Genomic DNA, 19,379 nt, shown 5'->3' with positions numbered 1-19,379 from the left:
GCCTCCGCCAGCTCCAATACCGCAGCAGCATCATCGACGGATGCCTCACCGGAACAGGACTCACGCCGACGACACCACGACTACAAAGTCAGTAGTGGCCGCTGGTGGCGTGTCCCTGCGGCTGCCGGACCGGTTACGGGGAGCCGCGTGGCTTCCTATTCCTTTTCGGTGGCCAGGTGTTCGAAACGGTCGCTATATTCATTGATCACTTGGTCACGATCCGCACCGGACGAACGGTGATGTCGGGCCTGGTACCGGATGGCCCGCCGTGAGCTGGGGCCATGTGATCCTGTGGGGGGATATCACCGTGCGACGCGCTGCTCTGCTTTCGGCTGCCAGTGCCACCGCGCTGGCCGCCTCAATGTTCACCGGCTCCGCGCCGGCCCGTGCCGATGCCGCTCCAAGTGGTGGACCGGTTCTGGACAACGCGGACGCCTGGTACGGCTATCCCGGAATGGTCTTCGTCACCGCACACTCAGATAATCCGATCACCCACATCACTGCCCACTTCACCCCCCTCGGCAGCCAGGGCGACGCCCCCGAGGCTGGGTCCACCGACGACTTCACCCAGCAGTCCGGCACGGACGGCCGGTCCGGAGTATGGCGGGCTCCGGTGCACCTCGCGGACCTCGGCGAGTACCGGATCACCGTCGACATGGAGGACTCCTCCGGTGCCAAGGTCACCGGCGTGGTGTCACACGAGACACTGGAGTACCAGACCATTCTCACGATCCCGGACCTCACGGTGACGCCGACCAGGCCGGACTACTTCCATCAGAAAGTGACCGTCAGCGGTACCGAACTCGCCGAAGACCCGCGGACGCCCGAAGCTCCCGTCCCGGTCGCCGATGCGTCGGTCGACATCACCTCCCAGGGCACCGCCCCGTACGGCAGGTTCACCACGCAGACCGGCGCCGACGGGCGCTTCACCTTCTCTTTCGTTCCCACCTTGTACTGATCCGACGTGACGGCGTGGTCAAAGGCCTCCAGCGCCTATCCCGGGGCGATACTCCTGAGCTCGCCCCAGCAGCACATGAACCCCGTGCAGGCACCGACCCGGTTCACGGTGAGCACACACGGCCTCGACCTGCGTCAGGGAACGACGGGCAAGGTCACCGGCCTCGCGGAGATCCAGACGGCTGGCAGCCGCTGCCGCACACGTCCCTCAGCCTCGTCGGCACCGGCCCTTCGCCGGGCTTCGGGGGCACCACCACCACGGACGACAATGGGTTCTACAGCTTGCGCGTTCCTTCGGACAATCCGTTGCCGACCGGTCAACTCGTCCTCGGTGAGACGCCGTTCCTGCAGCCTGCCGCTGAGCCCTTCAGCCTCCACGTGGCATACACGACCGACCTCACCATGGACGCCACGCTCGGCGACGACTCCCGGCCCCATGTCTCGGGAGACATCGAGTACAGCGATCCCCGCGCCCACTGGCCGTCCCACACCGCCGTCACCATCGAATACTCCAAGGACGGCAAGACCGGCTGGAAGTCAGCCGCCACGATCCCTGTGAAGATCCGCCACAACACGCCCAGCATCCCGGAAGTCTTCAGCACGTCGTTCACCGCGCGGAACGACGCCTACTGGCGTGCCCGCTTCAACGGCAACCCCGACCTCGCGAGCAGCACCACTAAGCCCGTCCACCTTCGCCGCTACTCCACACGGATCACGGGGTTCGACGTCACTCCCGAACCGATCCGCAAGAACGGCCTCATCCACCTCAAAGGCACGCTCCAGTACTACACGGGTACCGCCTGGAAGCCGCTCGCAGACGCCAACCCCGCCCTGTACTTCCGACCTCGCGGAGCCTCCGCCTACCGCTACATCAGTGACCTGAGCACCGACTCCAAGGGCCGGATCTGCAACATCACCCAAAATGACACCCAGGACGGCACATGGGCGGTTGCTTTGAACCGCTCCATAGGCGACCAGTACCTCAAGAGTCCCCTGGTCACGGATTACGTCGACGTGCGATGACCGTGCCACACAACCCGGCACCCCCGGACTAAGCCTGGACCGCGTCGGCAGACGTGGCGGCTGTCATCCGTCACGCTCAATCGGCCAGTTGAAGCGCTGCGGGCCGCCACGGGTGGCGGCCCGCCGTGCAGTGCGCACAACGGCGCGTTCACGCTCCAGCCGGCCTCCGAGGCGGCCGACTCGATCGAGGGGGCCAGTTCATCGGGCATGCGAGTAGAGGTGAGCCCCCACTGCATCGACCATGGCGTCGTTCAAACCCGCCCTCTCCACTTGAGCGAGCGGAGGTGAGTCGCTGTGACCGTGTCCGGCGACCAGGTGAGCGTCGTGATTGCTCTGGGGCGGCCCGGATCGCGGGTGATCGCGCCTCGCCGGTCTCGTGATGCGCCGGCGGATGCAGCGCAGGACACGGCCTGGGTGTGACTGAGCGTGGTAGGTAGCCTCGACGGACAGCTGCGCACGCCGGATTACGGAAGAGGACCTTTCTTTCGGCAGGATGGGCGCATGACCGAGATCCGCACACCTCGCCTCCTCCTCCGTAGCTGGCATGACGACGACCTCGCGCCGATGGCGGACATCCACGCGAACCCCCGGATCATGCGCTGGATCGACGATGGCTCGGTGCGCGACCTGGATCGCACGGCCGAGGACATCGAGCGGTGGGAGGAGGAGTGGGACGAGGAGGGCTTCGGGCTCTTCGCCGTCGAGCTGCTGGCCTCGGGCGAACTGATCGGCTTTGCGGGACTGTTCGTGCCCGAGTTCCTGCCGGAGGTGCTGCCCGCCGTGGCGATCAGCTGGCGGATCGGCTCACAGTTCTGGGGACAGGGATACGCCTCCGAAGCCGCCCACGCCACGCTGGAGTTCGCTCTCCAGGACCGCGGAATCGACCGCGTCATCAGCATCAACCGGGTGGGTGACAACGCCTCCGAGAACGTCATCCGCAAGCTCGGCATGGTGCCCGAGCGGGAGACGGCGCACCCCGTGTACGGCTACCCGCTGCGCGTTCACGCCATCGACCTCACCGAGTTCCAGGCATGAACCGGCCGAGCCGTCGACCATCACAGGACGGCTGGCTGCTGTCCCTACGTCCCCGGGCGCAGTAACGCGACGATACCGGCACCCGGGCGACGGATCGTGTCTTCCCGGTCGCTGATCTGTGCTTCCACGGGACTGCGTCCGCAGCTGGATTCAGTTTTTCGCCTGTCGAGCGCAGCCTGTCGGGCTGCTGTGCCGCTCGCAGGAGAACCGGCGGTGACTGCGGGGGTTCCGGTAGCGGGGTGCGGTCAGGAGCCGGCGGAGCTCCGCCCAGACTTCACAGGCTTCGTAGCCGGGCGGTCCAGGTGCCGTCGGAGCCCATCGTGGGGTGGAGGTGTTGGAATCCGGTCAGGTTGGAGCGGATGGCGTAGAAGTGCATCCGCTTGGTCTGGTCGAGAGCGAAGCCGGTGACCGCCTTGCCGTCCGGGCCCATGATCATGAACCGGTATGCGGCCGGCTTGCCGGCCTTCAGGGTCGTGTCGGAACTGGTGAGGCGGTAGCCGTCCCCACTGGCGGCCAGGCCGTTGCCACCGGCGGCCCGGCCCATGCCGGGCATGCCGCGCACCGAGGAGTCCTGGCTCGCCGAGGCAGCCGCCGACGGCGTGCTGCCGTGGTGCATGCCGGGCATCGAGGAGTCACCGGACGAGCCGCACGCGGCCAAGGCCAGAGCAAGGGTGGCTGCGATGCCGGCTGCCGCAAGGGATCGGTTGCGCGCGGTGGAGCGGGTGGAAGAGGACATCGTGTCTCAAGGGTCTTTCCGGTGGCGCACCACGCCGGGTGGGGCGCAATGTGGGCAGGACGTTTTGCCGGATACCGCTGGTGGCGGTTCCGGTGCGGTCCGCTCACGTCCGCGCGATGCACACCTGGAGCAGGAGCCCGCGTCCGCCCGGCGGGCCGCGTCGCCGTGTTCCGTCGGGATTCCACGCCCAGCGAAGAGCGCAGGCCGCCAGCGCCACGAGGGCAGCCACACCGACGAGGGCCGAAGCAGGTACCGAAACGTCGTTGTGGGCAGGAACCGCGACGCACAGCTCCCCGTGTGTCCCCATGCCTTCGACGGCCTGAGGTCGGACACCGTCCGAATGAGGCAGGACAGCCTGGTGCGAGGTCATCGGGAAGGCGTGGCCGTCGAGGACCGAGCCACTTGCGCTCATCCCGCCGTGGCAGCCCTCAACGGCAGTGCCCGGGGCGCCATGCATGAGGAAGAGACCGAGCAGGACCGCACACAGCGCCAGCAGGTGGGCGGTGCCCGGGCGGTGTGTCGGCGTACTCCCCATGAGCGGCCTGCTCTCCTTCCCCGTTCTCTCTCCCTGGGGTGGTCGCCCCACCGAGACGATACCCGGCGGGGGTACTTCGTCGCACAGGGGCGGGGGTCTCCAACGTCGACCGGCTCTGGGGCCGCTGGCAGAAAGCGTCGGGGCACGCATGGCGGCTGGACCCGGCACAGGGGTACGGCAGCCCCGGCGATGAACCGGCCTCGTCGCCGAACGCGCCGGCACATGTAGAGCGGCTGCCTGCCGGGCAGTTCGGAGTGATGTGAGCAGGGGCAGGCCGGTTACGGGGGAAACCGAGCCTGCCCCTGCGGCGCCCGCATGTCTCCCCCCGGAGGCTGGGCGCCATGACCCCGCCCGGGGTCACTTCGATCAGCGCACGGCCTCTCAGGAGTGTCACGGGTTGACGGGGATGGTTGCCAGACCAGCACCTTCATGAAGGTACGCGCCGACAGCCGTCACTGCTTGATCACTCATGACACACGCGAACCCGGGTTCCGTCGGTGCAGCCTCGTCAATCCACTCGCCTCAGACATGCAGCTGGTGTATGGCTGCTCGCCGGCCACGCTTGGCTCGGGCCCAGTTCCTGTGGTGTGCGCATGCTGAGCGACAGGCCGGTCTGCCCACCGCCTGACGCTGTTCGTCACGAGGTGGCGGCGACGCGTAAATCCACCTCACCGGCTGCCCTTATGAGGCAGGTCACTCGGGCGGCTCCGCGCGTGTTTGCAGGTGCTGCCAGCAGTGATGGACATGCTGTTCAGCCTCTCGCACAACGCAGGAGGCGTCCTTTGAGAGCGTGACCGCACCGGGCGCAACCATGTCAGCGCTGGGTGGGGTGCGACCGCGCACCGGGCCAGCCGGGCGGGCGGCGCGTCCAGGACCGCTCTGGCGCAGGACGGCGGCCCGGGCTACCAGAATCGTGGCGATGACTGCTGCGGCGGTGAGTGCGGAAGCTGCGTGCTGATCGGACATGGATGTGAAGGGTCCTTCGCGTGATTACTGGTCAGCAGGCGGAAGGCCCCTGTATCCGTGGCGCCCCGGCCCGCCGGCCTCCTTAAGCGCCGTCGGCCGGGCCAGGTTCCGGTCAGGCGGCGGGTACCGGTGGCGCCAGCGCGGCCGACGGCTGCCTCGGCTGCGGCGAAGACCGCACCTTGGAGCGTGAAGGCGAGCAGCGCCCCGCTCCACGAGCCGTCTTCGCCGGTAGCGTCCCAGGCGCCCTCGTCGTGGCCGAGCACCTTCCACGTCTGCTCGGACAATGCGCCCCAGCCATCCCGCTGCCGGCACCGAGCGCCAGGCCGACCGGCTGATAGGCGATCTTGGATGCCTTCGCAGGGCTCACCCCCTGCGGCGGCGGCAGGCCGACCACGCCACGAGAGCCGCAGCCGCTGCCGCCAGCAGCACCTTGCGGTTGTTCCGCGCCAGCTGCGCCCCTTGGGCCGTCTTGTGCCGCACCGGCTCGGGTGCCTTGTCCTGCCACAGCTGACCGGCCTGGGCCGCCCTCGCCCTGGCCTGTCCCGCTGCCTGGACGGCCCTGTCCCTGACCGGGTCGGGCAGCTGGTCCTGCACCTGGTGTGCCAGGTCCGCCGCCTGCGCTTTCCATTCCCCCGCCTTCAGCGCCGCTTGCTCCTTCAGCTCGGCGGCCTTCGCGGCGGCCTGCTCCTTAACCTCGGCAGCCTTCTCCTGGGCGCGCGCTTTGACGTCGGTCTTCGCAGCGAGCGCCTCGACCGTCTCCCCGAGCTCGGTGCGGGTCTGCTCGACCTGCTCGCGCAGTTCCTCGGGGCTGGTGGCGGTGGGCTCGTCGTGGGGCGGCTGGGTCATCGGTGTGCACTCTCCTTGATCTCGGCCACGTCGGCCTTCACGTTGTCGACGGTCTGCTCGGGTGCGGGCGGCGCTGCCTGGTCGACCTGCCTCTTTCCGCTTATGGCCATCACCGCGGCGATCACACCCAGCACCGCAGTGATGATCAGCCCCGCCGCCCACACCGGCAGCGCCACCGCCAGCGCGGCGATCGCGGTGGCAACCAGCGTCTGCAGCATCAGGAATCCGACGATGCCGGCGCCGCCGAACAGGCCTCCGCCCTTGCCGTAGTGCCTGCCCTTCTGCTTCATCTCCGCCTGTGCCAGGCGCAGTTCGCCGCGCACCAGCTCGGTCAGCTGCTGCGAAGCCCGCTGCACCAGCTCCCCCACCGGCTCCTGACCGGCACGGTCCGTGCGCGGGCCGGACCCGGCATGCTGCGGATGCGTGCTCGACACGACGGTCACCTCCGTCCCTCTGCGTTCCTGCAGACCGGGCTCGTTCCCGGCCTCCTTGCGATGAGCGCGCGAGTACCCCGAACACACGAGTTCAGGACAGGCGCTCTGGCCGGCAGGTCCCGTCGGCTTGCGCCAGTCACACCCGGCCCCGACGCCCAGGGGCAAAGGCGCACAGGATCAGGTACGGGGCGTGACGCGTGAACCAGGCGCCGACCAGGGGCAGTGGCGGCGCTGGTGGAGCATCGCCCCCTTTCCTCTCCGGGCACTCGCGCGGGCACACCACCCTCCTGGAAAACCCGGGCGCGATCACGAGCCGAGATACCTGGGACGGCCTGTCGGCGAACATGGGGGCGCCATGCAGAACCTGACACTGCCCCAGGCCGATCCCTCAAGCGGGCTGCGGCCGCCAACCGCAGGCCCTCTCGCAGCCCTCGCCGTGCTGCTGCCGACCGCGGCAGGCCGCCAACGAGCTCCTGCCATGCGCAGGGCCCAAGCGAACCTCACCCCAGCGGGCGCGGCCCTGGCACTCAGTCCGTACCTGCTCGCGACTCAACCGCAGATGCCCGCGGCCGCCCCCGCCTCCCTCTAGCCGGGCCTTGCCCGTGGTCCTGAGGCTGACCGTCGCGCGCGAGCGGGTCGATGGACCCCAGGTCGCCAGCCCAGCCTGCTGAGCGCGGTCGCAACCGCCGTACTGCTCGCACTCGGCTGAGCTTCCTGCCGCCGTGCCGGCGCGGACTGATCAAAACGCAACGTCGCCGATCCACGCCTTCCGCGCTCGCTGATCCCATGTCTGGTCACTGCACAGCGCTGGTCGACACGAGGCTGACGCCCAGCCCCCGTTGGCCGCTGCCGACGCCGGCCAGCCAGCGTCGGAGTGTCGCCTGCCTGCGTGGCGGTCGTGGGGTTCTTGCCTGCCACTCTGGATCAGGCGCAGGTGCGGGCGGCGGGCGTGGCGGGGAGAGTGCGGGGTGCGGGTGAGCCAGTCCTCGACACGATCCATCCCGTACAGCGCACAAGCCAACTTCCCGAACCGGACGCCCTGCAGAAAGAAGAAGGCCGCCGCGGCCCGGGCCGCAAGAAGTGGCGCCGGGCCACCGCCGTCGCCGCAGCACTCCACCGTGGAGTGCTCCCGCCGGCCGGCCAGGACGAGAACGAAGACCTGGTCGGGGCCGCCGAAGCAGCCCGCATCCTCGGATACCGCAACGCCGACAGCTTCATCAGCGCACTCGGCCACGGCCTCCTGCCCGACCTCGAGCAACCCGACCGATACGAGTACCGGCGCAACAGCGCCGGCCGCCCCCGGCCAGCAACGCCGGAAACGCTCCCGCATCGAGGACCTGGCAGCCCGCCGCTCCTCACCGTCCTGACTGCGGCGCGCTCAGCCGTACCGCAGGGGGATACCGTAAGACCGCGGCCTCTGGTTTGAGGGATCGACGAACTCCCGGCGGGCCAGACGCCGCACGGTGGCCGGTATGGCGAGGCCAGCCACCTCTCCCCCGCAAGGCCGCACGGCCTTGCGGAACCGGTCGTCACGGAGCAGCTTGTTGAGCGGTTCGGATTTCGTCAGCTCACCGGCGGACCTCGACCACGCTGACGGCCACGAGCCCCGGCCATCTGTCACGAGCCGCCAATAGGTGATCTACAGGGGATGGTGGCTCAGCACCCGCTCGTAGCCGCGCTCGCCCGCGAAGTCCGGCTCGGCGCCGCCGTCCTGGAAGACCTCGAGCGACACGGCCCCGCCCAAAGGCGTGTGGACGCCTCCCACCGGAGGCAAGCCTCGCCCATGGACCGACCTGCCTACCTCGGTCGACTGCGCCCAGGCCGGCTCGCCGGCCGGGCCTTGAGGCTGCGGCACGGTCAGCGGGTAGACAGCCGGTGCCCGCCAGTCCTGAAGACGTCCGCCGTACCCCCGGGCGGCGGCACGCCATCGGCGCGGTGCCACGCGGACGCCCAGCGGTCGACTGCGCCGTAGTGGCGGTCGACCTGTCGGCGGGCGGCGCGCTCGGGGTCCGGGTGGGAGACCACGACGCTGGCGCGACAGCTGTTGGCAGGGGTGTCCCGGCGCCCCTCCGGATCACGGTGATGATTCCAGGCGGACGACGACCATGGCGATGTCATCGCCTGCCCCGCTGGTGAGGCCGAGGCGGGCGAGGAGGGCGTCGGCGAGGCGTTCCGCGCCGAACCCGGTGCAGGCGGCGAGCGTGGAGGTCAGGCGAGTCAGGCCGGCGTCGATGTCCTCACCTCTGCGTTCGATCAGGCCGTCGGTGTAGAGGATGAGAGTGTCCTCGGCGTGGTAGGTCGCGTTGGCCTGAGGGCGGGGAACGTGGTCGGGGCGGGCGCCCAGCGGTGGGTCGGTGGCCTGGTCGAGGAGTTCGCAGGTACCGTCCGGGTGCAGCAGGACGGGCGGGGGGTGACCGGCGCTGCTGTAGATGAGCAGATGACTGTGACAGTCGATGAGGACCTGGACGGCGGTTGCAGCCAAGGCTCCCTCGACCGAGCGCGCGTACAGCCCCAGGACCTCCAGTGCCTGGGCGGGGCCGTGGACGGTGCGGGTGGCGGCGCTCAGAGCGCTGCGCAGCCTGCCCATGACGGTGGCGGCTATCAGGCCGTGGCCGACCACGTCACCGACCGCGACGGCGAAGCGGCCTGCGGGCAGGTCGACCGCGTCGTACCAGTCGCCGCACACGTTCAGTGATCCGACCGCGGGCAGGTAGCGCACGGCGATGTCCGGGTGCCGGGCCAGGTCCGGAGTGTGCAGCATGGTTTCCTGCAGGGCGACGGCGACGCGCCGCTCACGGGCGTGGGCCTGGCGCAGTTCCTCGTTCAGCTGCTGCAGCTGCCGTGCCCGGACATACAGCTCGGCCTCCATGGCCGCTTCCCGGCCAGGGCTCACCGACGGCAGGTGCGCGGTGCGGCGGGCGCGGACGACGTCGGTCATGTCCTCGGACCGGTGGATGATCCAGGCGACTTTGCCGTCCGGGCCGAGAACGGGCACGTTGATCGCGGACCACCACCGCTCCTTGAACACCTCCGGGTTCCCGGCGACCGGGATGTCGTACTTCTGCAATGCCATGTGATCGGTCTGGCCGGAGGCAAGGACACGGTGCAGCGAGGCCTTCAGCGTGGCCGCTCCGTCGGCCTCCGGGTCGGCGGGGTTGTCCGGGAAGACATCGAAGAGGTACTGCCCGACCAGCTCGGCCCGGCTTCGTCCGGTCACCTCACTGAAGGCCCGGTTGGCATCGGCGATCACCAGGTCCGTGCCGAGCATCAGACACGGGCTCGGAAGGGCGGCGAACGCCGCCGCGTAGTCGATCTCCGATGCCGTCACACGCTATTCCCCTGGCCCCCCGGGGGCCTCTGTGTTCAATCTACGAAACGCCCCGGTCCCCCGCCCGCTGAGCAGCCGGACACGGGCCAGGTGATCACGGGCCAGGTGATCACCGCAGGCCCCTCGTGTGTCACCACACGCCCTCTCCCTCACCGCACACGTGCCCGGTGAAGCAGCCCGGCCAGGCCGTCGCCCGACTCCTCCAGGGACGTACCCGGTGGGCCGCTCCATCAGCCCGGGACCGGTGCCGCCGCCAAGCCCGGAGACGCCCCCCGGGACGACCGGCACGCACCGATGATCTCCGGCCGGGCCGTCCGGCAGGACCCCGGCGGGCAAGCGGTCCCAAAAGAGGCCTTGCCGGACAGGCTCGTCGGCACTCTCTTCAGATCCCGCGCGAGAGAATCGGGCAAACGCCGTGAATGATCTCTCTCTCCCCCCCCCGGACGAGACGACCCTGCAAGGCCCCCTGCCTGACAGCGAAGGAGCTCGGCGCCACGGACCCTGTCCCGCAGCAGGAGCGGCTCAGCGGCTGAGCGGCTGAGCGGCTGAGCGGCTGAGCGGCTGAAGCAGGAGAGCGCTCGCGCGAAGCGGGCCGTCGTGCTGGACCTGACGGATGTGTCGTCCTGTGACTCGGCGGGGTTGAACGTGCTGCCGGGAGCCCATCGTGATGCGGACAGGGCAGGGGTCGAGCCGGCCCTGGCAGGCGTCCCGGTCTGCTGAACCGGGTCCTGGCGATCACTGGAGCCGATCATGTCCTGCGGTCCTTCGACACCACCACCGACACCACCGCCGCCCTGAACACCTGACGCCGGCCTTGCACGCGGGCCATGGTGTCTTCAGGGATGTAGCGCTGCGGGCGCTCGTGGATACGGTCGACGGGGACGCGGCGCACGGCGTCCGCGCTGAACCGCACTACCTGCCAGAGCGAGCAGTCGTCGACCCTGGTCGCCACGGGGAGGCCGCATGCCTCGCAGGCCATTCTGGGCCCGTCGGCTCCGTCGAGGCCGCAGCAGGCACCGCCGCGGTTCTCAGGAATCAGCCGGGTTCCACGGATGTCGCCGGGCGCGATGACACTCGCCCCGGGCGTGCTGTCAGACAGGGCGTGGACCGGCGCACAGATGCCGCGCGCCTCCGCCCCGCCCGGATCGATCCCGTCCCACAGCCGCCACGACCCTCCCCAGGCATCCGGGTCCACGGCAAACGTCCCCGACTCCATGAGCACCGGAAGCTGGGCCCCGTTCCCGTACTTCTGACGGGCGTGGACCGGCAGGCAGACCTGGGACAGCGGGGTGGTCAACTCGGCGCCGCATCCCGCACACACGAAAACGAACAAATGTCCTCCGCCTGGGAAACAGACGCATCGTCGCAGCTCGCCGGCGGCCGGCCACCATGTTTTCTCGTCCGTCGCGGCAACGGCACCCGCCGCCGTCGTGGAGTATCAACGCAGCGTGGGCACGTGCCGGCCGCCGCCTCTGCCTACGGCAGGCGACTCACTCAGTGTCCGAATTCCCGGTGTGCTGTGGCGCCTGCCGAAGTGGTCGACATCCGCTGCCCGATCCCGTGAACGAAGCCAATGGCCCGCTCGGCGGTGATGTACGCCTCGGTGACTTCCTCGAAGGTCGGCCGGGCGATGTGCAGCGGACGGCCGTTCAGGAACGGCTCGGCGTCCGGGCGGCCCGGACCACGGTGGCCGTCCCGGGCTCGCTGCGGGCCTGGAAGGTGAGGTCGGCGGTGGCGGTGCCCGTACCGGTCACCTCGCAGATGACGAAGGCGGTGGGGGTCGCTGCCGGGCCCGGGTGCCGTCCCCGTCGCCGCCGAGGACGCCGTACAGCACGAGCCCGCCGCACGCGGCGAGCACGCCAAGAGCAGGTGAGCCGCAACCGTGCGGCGCACCCAAGTCGTTCACGCTCCGCGAGAAGAGCGGTGGGCCGATTGCGGGCGGCTGAGCGACTGTGGCCGTACGCCCCCACCGAGTTGTGCTCGGAGGTACGTGCGAAGTTCCCAAGGAGCAAGCAGCTAGGGGCGGTCCGGACCCAGGGCGTCGCGGACGGCGGCCATGACGGCCTCGGCATCGGCGCCCAGCGCGCGGGCGGAAGAGGTGAAGTCGCGGGCAAGGGTGGCGAGTTCGGAGGCGTATGGACGGGTCGGGCCGGCTGGAGGGGCCGCGACTCGGGAGCCCGCGCCGCGGCGGGTGCGGATCAGCCCGGCGGTCTCCAGTTCGCGGTAGGCGCGGGCCACGGTGCCTGGTGCGAGGCCGAGGTCCGTGGCCAGCTGGCGGACGGTCGGCAGCCGGTCGCCCTCGGCCAGCCGGCCGGTGACCATCAGCGCGCCGAGCTGGGCGCGGATCTGCGCGTACGGCGGTACCTGGCTGGCAGTATCGACGCGGACGGCGGGCTCATTCATCGTCGTGGGCCCCCCTCACCGCATCGTCATCGACGGCCCGGGGGGCCACCACGGTGATCAGCGACCAGACGACCGTGAACAGGTTCAGCAGGGCCAAGGGATAGAACACCCAGAAGGTGAGCGCACCCATCGCACCGGCGCAGCCCGTCTCCGTGAGCGAGACGGAGATCATCAGCACGGCGTACAGCTGCTGGCTCGACACCAGCAGGCCCCAGGCCCCAGTGACCGCCCACGCGCGGTCACGACGCTGCTGCGCCCCGCCCGGCCCGTGAACGATGCGGCGCAGAGCCCACATGCAGGTCGGGGTGGCTATGGCCAGGGCGCCGAACGTCGGAAGGCTGTAGTACATCCCTGGCCAGGGGCCCAGCGCTGCCGGCACCCCGTCGCAGGTGACGGCGATGACCTTGCCCGTGCTGAAAATGCGGTGCGGGTCGACGGAGGCCGTGGCAGATGTGATGGCCAGCAGCACTGCGAGCGAGACCCCCTGAAGAGCGATCAGGGGGCCCATGCGGGGTGGCACATGGTCTCTGACCAGGCGCGGGGCGAGACTCGCGGTGCGTACCGGGTCTTGAGGCAGCAGGGTCAGCGCGTCGGCAAGAAGCACGCCCGCCACCGCGCACAGACCGAAGGCCGTGATGCACAAGACCAAGCGCTGCTCGAACTCGATGCGCCCCAGCGTGGACAGTGCCTGTGCGGCCAGGATGCCGATGGCCAGCCCGGACCAGCGGGCGTAGTAGTTCGCGTGATCGAGAAAGCGGCGCTGGAACGGGGCGGCGTCGAGCATAGAGGGTCCCCCTCGCATCATCTTGTACCAAGTGGCAAGCACAAGATGCCCTGGCTGCGATCTTGTGTCAAACACCCGGTACAAGGCGAGGCGGGTGGAGGTGGCCTCCGGAGCGAGAGCAACCCCACGTGGTGCAGACCTTGGTCGTCGTCGACGCCCTGGAGGCCGCCGACACCGTGCTGATGGTCCGGCCTCACCGGGAACGCCGCCGCGGCGCGGCGGCCTTGTCGCACCGGTTCCCCCTCTGCCCGGCCGCCAACGACGGGGCTGTGGACCGGCTCGACCCAGCTGGGGCGTGGCCGGCATCGAGACAGTCGTCATGAAAGGGCCGGCCCAGCCGTACTGGCCCGGCCGCCGCAGGTGGATCAAGGTGCGAGCCCGGGAGACCGCGGACAGCGTGATCGGCGGGAACCCCGGCAGCGTACCGGCGTGCAGCGTACGGGCGTGCAGCGTACGGGCGCCGGCCACCCTGCCGACCGGACGCTACGTGCCGGCCGGCGGCCTCCGGCTCGTCGCCCGCACGGCGCCGCTGCCGACCGCCGCACACCGAGACGTCGGGGCGCTCCCGCAGCGAGGCACTCCCGATCATCCCCGACACAGAGCCCGGGGTTTCCTGCCGGGCGGGGCCGCGGCGACCTGGACGTCACCGAGTACGGCGAGCCCGAGGCAGCCGCGGGCAGAGCCGCCGCCCGGCCCCGGAGCACCCCAACTGTGCCAACACAAAAGACACGGCCCTCCCCCGCGCGGACGTGAGCGCATCGACGACCAGGGACCCTGTGGGAGGAGCCCGAGGCGCTCCGGCCCTACAACGGCGGACCGGCGTCTTCGGTGACGGATGCCTGCGGGAAAAGATGCTCTTCGAAGGCGGTCACTCCGAAAAGCAAGGCCATCAACGCGACAGGCGTGAGCAGGGCAAGCAGGATCACAGGACCTCCCGGAAGGTTGGTGCTGTGGCGCCTGAATGGGCCATGCCCATGATGCGTCCGAATGGAGGAACACGCACTTCCGGCTTCGGGCGCCTCGCGGGTCCGGGAGCCAGAGCCCAGGGGCGGCTCCACCTCCCCCGAGCCGGGTGCCGGCACTGCTCGAGGTGTCCGGCTCGCCCGGGTGCCGACCCGGACGACGGCCGCTTCCTGCAGATCTCAGGCTTCCGGGAGCCGGTCCAGGAAGCCCAGGACCGAGGTGATCCTGCCGTCCTCGGCCAGGGTGACCACGTCCGAGCCGGCGACCGGGGCCGAGCCGTCGGCGGTGGACACCAGCTCCCACCCGAAGCGGGCGATGTGATGGTGGCCGTCCACATCACCGGCCAGCTTGAACTCGAAGCCAGGGAACTGATCGTGTGCCGCCCGGATGACCGCGGTGATCTGCTCGTGGCCGCGCACGTCGGCCAGCGGGTCGGTGTAGGTGCCGTCCTCGCACCACGCAGCGGCAACCGCCTTGGCGAGCGTGTCGGCGTCGGTGGCGTTCCACGCCTCGAAGTAGCGGGCGACGGCGGTAGCGTAAATCGACATAGCGGGACTCCCGTTCCGGTCAAGTGACCTGTCATGCAGGCCGGTTGGCCGGGCTTCGAGCCGCAGTACGCCGGCCCGAAACCCGATGGCTTCACCTTGCCGCCTCCCGCCCGACCCCGCGATTACCGCACAGGTAAAGAGGCCCCGACCGCACGGCAGCGGTGTTCGCGAATGCCGGCGTGTCAGCGGGATGCGGTCTCTTGAGAAGCCGTATCCGCATGAGCGACGCTCATCGCCGCTATCCCCAGTCCAGTTGCGCCGCGGCGGGCCGGAACGAGGGGGCGGCAACGTCCGGCCAGGCGACGACGGCAGTCGGCGCGTTCCGCGCATGCCGCTGGCGGCGTCGGCCGGCCCCGGCCCGGACCCGTGGCTGCCGCCGCCCGGTGACCTCGCGCTCTATCCGCTGCACGAGGTCAGGCCGGGTCCTATTGATCTGGACCTTCACGTACCGTTCGACGGTGCGCTGCGTGGCGCCATCCCCGCGGACGCGGGGAGCATACTTCTTGACCTGCGGCTTTATCGCACCACAGACAATTCCCGTGGACTTTTGCAGATTCCGACGGAGCGGCCGTTCCAGGGCCCCGTGGCGCGGACAATGAGGCCGGCCCATCCGCCGTGCAGAGCGCGTGAGCCTGCTCCGCTCAAGGCCCGGGGCCGGGTCGCGCCGGCATCTCGCCTGCGCGACACCGACAGGTGGGCTGCCCAGGGCACGCGCTTGGGCCACCGCCCTGGTGCCGCCCCCTCATCGCGGGGGACCGTACCGGGCGATGGCTTCGTTGAGTTCCGAGCGCTGCTTGTCGGTCATTGGCCCGAGGACGCAGATGGGCCACACTCCGTCCCCGCGGATGGTCCTCTCCCCTGGGCAGTTCGGGGGCCACCCCGCCGGATCGGTTCCACGCCTGCGATCCACATCCTTCGTGAACTTGAGGTGGAGGCCGGTGAAGTCGTGGAGGACCCAGAAGTTGGTGACGATCCCTTCGATGGTGCACTCAAGCACCTGACGCCACAGGTACTTGCGCGTGCCGAAGTGGCTGGTCGTCTCGATGTACTCCGGTCCGACAGACAGGGACCACCCTTTGCGCGTCCGGTGCAGGTACGTCAGCACAGGAAGCACGAGAAGGAATCCGAGCGCGAACAGTCCGAAGACGGTTGACAGCACGAACCACGCCATCCAACCGTCCTCCTGCCCGGTCCCGACCTTGATGCGGTGCAGCAGCAGCGGTACCAACACGCCCGGCGCGGTCACCGGCAGCAACACCTTCGCCAAGCCGACCAGACAACCCTTGTGCGAGGAACCGGTGTAGGCGGACAGGGGATCCTTTCCCGTCCACGAGATGGTGAAGGGCGCATCCGGTTCGGGCGGTTTCCGGGTGACGTCGGAGGTCTTCGCCTGCGGCGATGACGGCTGCTCCATCGTGGCCGGCGGGGTCGAAGCGGTTTTCGTCTCCTGCCGGACGACTGATACATCTCGGGAGTCGCGGCCATGGCTCGTCGGCGAAGGACTGCCGGATATGTTCCTGGCCACCGGGCATCTGTCGGCGGTATCCGTGCCACGCTGGTTGGGATGCGGCAGATTGCGTGCGATCAGCCTCTGGCGCAGATGAGGGTACAACTCGGCAAAGGTCAGGATGGGCGGGCCGCCAGCGATCCCGGTGCTGATCACATCGAGGAGTTCTCCGGTGAAGGCGGTGTTGGTGTCGGGTTTCCCCGCATGGGCGGCGCGGTCGGCGGCGGTGAGAGTGTAGGTGCCGCGTATATCGGTGATGTCGGCCAAGACCTGCCGATCCCCTGCGAGCACATCGATGGCACGCCCGGAGTAGCAGCAGTCCAGAACGACGGCTTTGACCTTGGCCGGGCTCCCCAGCAGCATGCCCCGGATCTTGGAGTACTCCAGCCCAGTGACGTCGGGTTCGTCGGCAACGGTGTCACTCACGGCCAGGACGAGATCTCCGGTCGCGGTTACGGTTCCGTGGCCGACGAAGTACAGCAGCAGCACACCGGTGGCGCCCTGAGCGTGGCGCCGCAGGTCACTCATCACGCGACGGCAGTCGACCGGATTACCCACGGGAATGACCTGATCACGGGGCCAGCCTCCCAGATCCTTGTCGACGAGCATTCGGTGCATGCCCGACAGGCTGTTTTTCGCAGCGGGCACGGACGGGAAGGAGCGATCCTGGTAGTCGGAGACACCAATCAGAACGGCTAGGGATCCGGACCGGTCGATTCGGTCAGTTCCTGGTGTCATCAGCGCTGCTCAACACCTGGGTGATCAGACTGGCGGGATCCTTGACGCGCTGGGCGTCGATCTCGATCGTGTGGCCGTTGGCGGTGAAGGTCATCTTGATGTCCGCACGCCGACTGCGTAGCCACGCGGACAGTGACTGAGCCAGAGCCACACCAACACCGCCGGATCCTACGGCGACGCTGATCACGTCAAGCCCGCTGCCGAGTTCCGTCTCTGCTATGCCTCCGCGTACGACCTGGATTGTGCCCTCCAGCTCACGTTCCGCACGGAGCCAGCCGGCAAGCGCGGCCAGTTCCCCGATCTCGTCGCCATCCCTGATACTGATCACAGCGTCCATGACCAGTCATCCTTTCAGGCTGATCGCCGGCAGGAGGGAAGTTGGGCCTGGCAAGGGCCCCTTGTATCCGGTCCCGTCGAAGGCCACAAGCCCGACGACGGTGTCCCGACCATTTTAGACAGCGGCAAGAAGCGGCCGCCCACCCTCGTCCCTCGGCCAGTTGCGGGTCTCGTTCCGGTCCGTATCGGACCAAGACGGTCCGTGCAGGCTCAGTACGGTCCCGAGCGAGGACGGCTTCGTGGTCCATTCCGGACCACGAAGACCCGGCTTCGCCGCAGCCCCTTGCACAACGCGCGGAGCCACGCGTCCTTTCGAAGCCGCTCCCTTCCACCGTCCCTTGGCGCGGGTGCGGTCTGCTCGCGCGGCGGACGTAGGGCGACGGCCGGATCTTCGATCCGCTCTTGCCACGGCGGTCGGGGCCGCTGTGCGCGGGGCGGGCCAGGGGCATCAGCCCTTGATCGTCGAGCCGCCCTCTCGCGCTGCTCAAGCCACTGGAGGTACCAGCCGCGGAAGGTGCAACCGTTTCCGTTTGCATCGACGTACGGCTCGAAAGGCGAGTCGACCGCGCAGTCCCGATGGCGGAGTTCCCCGCGGCGCGGGCCGACGACGATGAGCCAGCTGGTCATCCCACAACCGTTGCCGCTGATGAGGATCGCACCCCGCCCCCCTTCCAGGAACCAGACATCGCCGCCCGCGTCGCCGAAGACCTTGCGGTAGCCGTCCAGACAGTCGTCGTCCTCATCACGCGTAGCCGGCTCACGCCCGGCGGCACGCAGGGCCGCTATCTGCTGGTCGGCCCAGTCCACCGTCTCAACGAACGGCCCACCGGGATCCATCAGCCAGGGACGGTCCTCGTCGTTCCCCCAGACCCAACCCCCGCTTCCCGCCGATCCGGCGCAACTACGTGAGCGCGAATGCCGGACCGAGGCCACCGGCTCCGACCTCCGCCAAAAACGTGCGGTACTCGCCAGGGAGCACGACACCGAACTACTCTTCCACCTCGGCAACGGCCCCGGGAACCAAAACCGATTCGAACATCGGGTACCGAGACGGCCCACGGGCTCGATACTCGGCCTCCTCCACCGCCACGACACGCACCCGAACTCCCGACCGGTACACCCGCATGTCAACGCCCCTCCCATCCACGGCGAGCACGCACATCAGCCCCCGCCGCCGAAACCCAACCCCCCTCCGGGCCGTATCCGCAGCCGCTCGCCTCCACCGTGGTAGCGAAGGGAGGGGGGGCAGACGGCCCCACTGTTCGACATGTGCGACCGATACGTCACCACCCAGCGCCCACACGACTTCACGCAGCCGCTCCACACCGCCGAGACGCCCCCCACGAAAGCACCCACACCGAACTGGAACACCGCCCCCACCAACAACCTCCGAGCGGTCCCGAAACACACCCCACACGCCGAGCGCCCTGCAGCAGCATCCCCGAGACAACTGCAGCCACCGCACTGAGGCCCGGAGCCGTCCTGGGCGAAACAAACCCCGCCACCAGCAGAACACCCAAACAACCAAACATCATCCGCCCCCAAGGACAACCAGACGACAGCGCCCGCCAGGCTGCACGGGAGACCGATGCTCACTTCTCGGACTCGGACCAAGTCGCCACAAGTGCTCGCCGATCTGGAAAGCGGGGACCGAAGACCATCTCCTGGGTGGGTTCACCGTTGAGCCAGCACACTTGCTCGGGAGCGCCGTCGCCAGTGTCGAACAGGCAGCACACTCCTCCGCTGTCGGCAGTGAGGTCGGTGAACACCTTCCGGATGTTGGCCGACCGCGCAAACAAGCGGCTCATCCCTGACGTCGCTGCCCAGCACTCCACCGACGTGTAGCCAGGGTGCAGAAGGGACTCGAACCGGATCGTCGCGTAGATGTACCCGATCTGGATGCGCCCGTCCGCATCGGGTTCACGTCCGCCCTTCTACGCATACTCGCGCAGTGCATCATCGACGTCGAACATGAGGGACGTGTCGAGCTCGAGCGTGCTGCTCGTTGAACAGTCGACCGGCTCGCTCTCGAAATGGGACGTGAACGGGAGGACGAGCCGCTCACCGCCGGGCAGGGTGATCTCAAGCGGCGGCACGGCACGGGCCGGTGGCGCCAGCTCGGCCAGATTGGCCAACGCCCTCGCGACATTCCGAGGACGCAGATAGATGTCGTAGCCGTAGATCAGCCCCACATTTCCCCCTGTCTCAAGTCGAACCGCACCCTCTCACGACCCGTCGCT

Annotated in this window: 15 protein-coding genes and 3 pseudogenes; 5 read left to right on the top strand and 13 right to left on the bottom strand. The window is 69.1% G+C overall.

The genetic code is table 11. From position 1 onward, the window contains the following. The first annotated feature begins 307 nt into the window (after positions 1-307). The 3 genes from AB0N17_RS32085 (at position 308) to AB0N17_RS32075 (ending at position 3,015) form a co-directional block, all read left to right on the top strand. Positions 308-958 (top strand): hypothetical protein, encoded by a 651-nt coding sequence (locus AB0N17_RS32085; RefSeq protein WP_366015082.1) that lies wholly within the window; start codon positions 308-310, stop codon positions 956-958. Between the two features lie 377 nt (positions 959-1,335). Next, positions 1,336-1,980, top strand: a complete 645-nt coding sequence (locus tag AB0N17_RS32080) for a hypothetical protein (RefSeq protein ID WP_366015081.1) — start codon at positions 1,336-1,338, stop codon at positions 1,978-1,980. A gap of 501 nt (positions 1,981-2,481) precedes the next feature. Further along, on the top strand, positions 2,482-3,015 hold the full coding sequence (locus AB0N17_RS32075; protein ID WP_366015080.1) for a GNAT family N-acetyltransferase: 534 nt from the start codon (positions 2,482-2,484) through the stop codon (positions 3,013-3,015). 274 nt (positions 3,016-3,289) lie between these two features. On the opposite strand, the gene AB0N17_RS32070 is transcribed toward AB0N17_RS32075, so the two are convergent. The 4 genes and pseudogenes from AB0N17_RS32070 to AB0N17_RS32055 all read right to left on the bottom strand — a co-directional run bounded on the left by AB0N17_RS32070 (position 3,290) and on the right by AB0N17_RS32055 (position 6,466). After that, positions 3,290-3,751, bottom strand: a complete 462-nt coding sequence (locus tag AB0N17_RS32070) for a hypothetical protein (RefSeq protein WP_366015079.1) — start codon at positions 3,749-3,751, stop codon at positions 3,290-3,292. Positions 3,752-5,347: 1,596 nt separating this feature from the next. Beyond that, positions 5,348-5,550, bottom strand: a pseudogene (locus AB0N17_RS32065) (DUF4235 domain-containing protein); the annotation flags it as partial. Between the two features lie 65 nt (positions 5,551-5,615). After that, the gene (locus AB0N17_RS32060) at positions 5,616-6,098 is read right to left on the bottom strand and encodes a DUF3618 domain-containing protein (RefSeq protein WP_366015078.1); all 483 of its coding nucleotides are present in this window, start codon (positions 6,096-6,098) and stop codon (positions 5,616-5,618) included. Beyond that, positions 6,095-6,466 carry a phage holin family protein gene (locus tag AB0N17_RS32055; protein ID WP_366015085.1) on the bottom strand — a complete coding sequence of 124 codons (372 nt, stop codon included), beginning with the start codon at positions 6,464-6,466 and terminating at the stop codon, positions 6,095-6,097. The genes AB0N17_RS32060 and AB0N17_RS32055 overlap by 4 nt, the downstream gene beginning before the upstream one ends. A gap of 1,696 nt (positions 6,467-8,162) precedes the next feature. Here AB0N17_RS32055 and AB0N17_RS32050 point away from each other — a divergent pair. Beyond that, positions 8,163-8,376: pseudogene (locus AB0N17_RS32050) on the top strand (hypothetical protein); the annotation flags it as partial. Positions 8,377-8,606: 230 nt separating this feature from the next. On the opposite strand, the gene AB0N17_RS32045 reads toward AB0N17_RS32050, so the two are convergent. Next, the gene (locus tag AB0N17_RS32045; RefSeq protein WP_366015077.1) at positions 8,607-9,860 is read right to left on the bottom strand and encodes a SpoIIE family protein phosphatase; all 1,254 of its coding nucleotides are present in this window, start codon (positions 9,858-9,860) and stop codon (positions 8,607-8,609) included. 561 nt (positions 9,861-10,421) lie between these two features. Between AB0N17_RS32045 and AB0N17_RS32040 the strand changes: the two genes are divergently transcribed. Further along, complete coding sequence (locus AB0N17_RS32040) at positions 10,422-10,580, top strand: STAS domain-containing protein (RefSeq protein ID WP_366015084.1); 159 nt, start codon at positions 10,422-10,424, stop codon at positions 10,578-10,580. Positions 10,581-10,731: 151 nt separating this feature from the next. Here AB0N17_RS32040 and AB0N17_RS32035 read toward each other — a convergent pair. The 8 genes and pseudogenes from AB0N17_RS32035 to AB0N17_RS32000 form a co-directional block, all read right to left on the bottom strand. Further along, a pseudogene (locus tag AB0N17_RS32035) lies at positions 10,732-11,193 on the bottom strand (hypothetical protein); the annotation flags it as partial. 683 nt (positions 11,194-11,876) lie between these two features. After that, a complete protein-coding gene (locus AB0N17_RS32030) occupies positions 11,877-12,263 on the bottom strand; it encodes a GntR family transcriptional regulator (protein WP_366015075.1) in 387 nt (128 codons plus the stop codon). After that, the gene (locus tag AB0N17_RS32025) at positions 12,256-13,047 is read right to left on the bottom strand and encodes a hypothetical protein (protein WP_366015074.1); all 792 of its coding nucleotides are present in this window, start codon (positions 13,045-13,047) and stop codon (positions 12,256-12,258) included. Before AB0N17_RS32025 ends, AB0N17_RS32030 begins: the two co-directional genes overlap by 8 nt. An 803-nt stretch (positions 13,048-13,850) precedes the next feature. Beyond that, positions 13,851-13,973: a hypothetical protein gene (locus AB0N17_RS32020; protein ID WP_366015073.1), complete on the bottom strand. Its 123-nt coding sequence runs from the start codon at positions 13,971-13,973 to the stop codon at positions 13,851-13,853. A 216-nt stretch (positions 13,974-14,189) separates the two neighbouring features. Further along, a complete protein-coding gene (locus tag AB0N17_RS32015; protein WP_366015072.1) occupies positions 14,190-14,558 on the bottom strand; it encodes a nuclear transport factor 2 family protein in 369 nt (122 codons plus the stop codon). A 742-nt stretch (positions 14,559-15,300) separates the two neighbouring features. Next, complete coding sequence (locus AB0N17_RS32010; protein WP_366015071.1) at positions 15,301-16,803, bottom strand: caspase family protein; 1,503 nt, start codon at positions 16,801-16,803, stop codon at positions 15,301-15,303. Continuing rightward, the gene (locus AB0N17_RS32005; RefSeq protein WP_366015070.1) at positions 16,787-17,140 is read right to left on the bottom strand and encodes a hypothetical protein; all 354 of its coding nucleotides are present in this window, start codon (positions 17,138-17,140) and stop codon (positions 16,787-16,789) included. The genes AB0N17_RS32010 and AB0N17_RS32005 overlap by 17 nt, the downstream gene beginning before the upstream one ends. Before the next feature lie 1,933 nt (positions 17,141-19,073). Continuing rightward, positions 19,074-19,331 carry a hypothetical protein gene (locus tag AB0N17_RS32000; protein WP_366015069.1) on the bottom strand — a complete coding sequence of 86 codons (258 nt, stop codon included), beginning with the start codon at positions 19,329-19,331 and terminating at the stop codon, positions 19,074-19,076. Between the last annotated feature and the right edge of the window lie 48 nt (positions 19,332-19,379).

The sequence above is a fragment of the Streptomyces sp. NPDC051133 genome (assembly GCF_040682635.1).
Classification (GTDB): Bacteria; Actinomycetota; Actinomycetes; order Streptomycetales; family Streptomycetaceae; genus Streptomyces.
This window is presented reverse-complemented; position numbering and strand designations above follow the sequence as displayed.